Genomic DNA, 2,992 nt, shown 5'->3' on the forward strand with positions numbered 1-2,992 from the left:
CCCTAAAAGCCATTGTTCTGCTAATGGCAGTCACCTGTTGGTTTTCGGTAAAAGGTTATAGCCAGACCGATTTTTCTACGGATTATTTCAAGATCAGGGTCGATAACAAAGGTTTTGTCACCAGTATGAAAAACAAGACTAAGGCACCATACAAGGAATTTAGTCTAACAGAAAAGCCCTCGCCTTTACTGAGTTTATATAGTGATACTAAAAAAAAATACTTCGAACCCACAAAAGCGGTTTATATAAAAAATAAAAAAACACTCTCGTTATATTATGCCAATGGTTCGGTGGCTACTGTTAAACTGGAAGCCAAAGCGAAATATTTCAAATTAACCCTGTTGTCGCTTACCAACCGGAAAGGGATTGATGTGATCGAATGGGGGCCGGTACATACCAGCATCAACAATCTGTTTGGAGAAATCATCGGTGTGGCAAGAGATACAAGTGCTGCCGTAAACTACTCCATCGGTATGATGGCCTTAAACGATAATACCCTGGGCGGAAAAGCAGAAACAATCGGCGATGCAGCGCCGTTTCAATATGTTGTTCACAGTCCCGATACTAAACGGTTTCCCTTACCTTCCAACCTTCATGAAGGTCAGATATTTACATTGGGTGGGAATGGTATCAGCGATGTTGCTTTTTATGCACACAAAGAACCCTGGTACCGGATAATGTATGGCAATGCAGCTAATGTGGATAAAAATGGAAGAATATCGCTCTCTTATCAATCAAGGGACCGTGGTTTTGAAAGAGAGGTTTATTTTTCGCTCATTCCCAATATGGCTGCCAACACCCCAAACCATTTGCAGGTGCAGCCATTACCAGGTGTAGATTATATCGGATCATCCGTAGCCTTATGGGGAAGTCCGGACAGTACAGCTTTGCTGGATGTGATTCAGAAAATTGTCTTAGCAGAAAAACTCCCGCATCCGACCATTAACGGGAAATGGATAAAAGACCCGGCTGCTTTTGTTCCTGACCTTCTAACCAGTGGTAATTTAAATGACAGCACGATCTCTTATGCATCAAGATTGGGTTTTAAAACCATAAGCTTATATGATCAGGGTTTCTTAAGAGCGGATCGTGGCAATAACGGTTACATTGACGGAAGGAACTTTGAGAAAAAGCCGATAAAATTAACAAACGGAAATGTTTCCCATAAGGAATTTTCTGATATGGCGGCCAAACAGGGTATCAGTATAGGCAGAACACCTATTACCACTGCATTGGCCCCTGGCACTATGGATGCGAGTCCAATCCCGAGCGATAGCCTGTGTTATCAGCAAAAACGCCTGCTGGTAAAAAGTATCAGTCCAACAGACACAGTAATTTTGGTCGACAACCCGGCTTACATGGATGAGATTGCCAGCTGGGAAGGTCATTGCGCCAACTTAAATATGGTCAAAATCGGTAAAGAACTTATCCATTATATGGGCGTTTCCAAAGAAAAACCCTATAGGCTTTTGAATGTGAAGCGCGGATATTGGAAAACCACCGCCTCAAACCACGCCGACGGGGATACTATTTATAAACTTCAGGTAACGGTTAATTATGGTTATGACGGGCTCATCCCAAACATGCAACTTCAGGACAAAATAGCCGAACACTTTGCTGAAATCTGTAAAATTAACGGCCTTGCTTATTATGACTTTGATGGACAGGAGTTTTTGTTCAATAATGGCCACGGTTATTATTCGGCTAAACGTTTTTTTGGTAAAATGTTCGAAAAAGCTGCGCAGTTGGGTGTTCCTTACATCCGTTTCACGGGTGCTACCTTATCCGAAGGGTCATGGCATTATCAGAGCATCTGGAATGTTGGTGGCGGGAAAAATCTATACGACGCTGAAACCCGCGAATGGGGCAGTACGACTAGCCAGGGAAAAGATCTTCGCGATGTATGTTATGCTAATTATTTCCCGGTGGGCATGGGCGGCAACTTCCCGATCAACGCTAAATCTAAGGTTGAAGAGTATGAGCATATACAGGCGATTTCAGTGGGGGTTGGTACGACATACAGTTTAAAAGTAAATCAAAAGGATGTTGAAAGCTGCCCGCAGAAAGATGTTATTTTTAAAGTAATAAGAACCTGGGAAAATGCAAGAGCTGCCAATGCCTTTCCCAGAAGTGTAAAAATGCAGCTGGCAGACCCTGCAAATAGCTGGCAACTGGAACAGGTTGATAATAATAAATGGAAACTATATTCAATTGTCAACGGAGAAAGAAAAACTACTATCAGCTTAAACAGAGATATTGCAGGGGGATATTAAGTACCACTTGCAGATTTTGAAGTACCCTTCTTTGAAGATTTATCAAAATATGTATGCCTAGAGGGTTTTAAGTGTAGTTGCGTGATCTATTACCACACAAATTGAACGGCCACTTGCATTAATTGATTTACAATACCTGTAAATAGCAATACATGGGGTGCGGGTTGAATAAAATATTTGGATTAAATCGTATTTTGCAATAAAAAATTAAATTATTACCGAATGAAAAAATACCTGGTAAGCCTCATGCTTTTCACTGCTTTAGGGGTAATTAGTCTGTCATGTAGTGTTGATAACAACGGATTGGCAGACGGATTTGTACAGCGTTTAAAAGATGCACCAGCCAAAGTTATCCTAACTAATGGCGCTGCGGCAGAGGCACTCATAGTAGGCAGGAAATGGAGTAGCGATTTATGTGCACTTTCAGTTAAAAATACTTCAGCTAAAGCCGTACAGGTAAAAGAAGTAGTGGTATTCGATCTACAACATCAATTGGCCGATACTACCAAAATTTATGGAGAAGCTTTTCAAAAACTGGGACAGATAGGCGGCACGCTGGGCAAACCCGAAGATTGGGGTACCTACCCCGACAGAAGTCATTATAAAATACCGGAACCTGAAAATTTGCGGACGGCATACGGCATGTTGACCTTGCAACTCCCCGAAAATAACAGGGTGTTATTGGCTACAACATCTTGTAAAAGATTTATATCCAGATT

At 41.6% G+C, this 2,992-nt stretch carries 2 protein-coding genes; both read left to right on the top strand.

Going from position 1 to position 2,992, the window contains the following annotated elements; translation table 11 throughout:
* Positions 1-2,273 (top strand): hypothetical protein (locus tag AC1DPQ_RS23020; RefSeq protein WP_477610993.1); only part of this gene is annotated, 2,273 nt, incomplete at its 5' end.
* A gap of 222 nt (positions 2,274-2,495) precedes the next feature.
* Positions 2,496-2,992, top strand: a 497-nt coding sequence (locus AC1DPQ_RS23025) for a hypothetical protein (protein ID WP_477610994.1), incomplete at its 3' end; no start/stop codon positions are given.

The sequence above is a fragment of the Pedobacter sp. 01T416_2 genome (assembly GCF_056398925.1).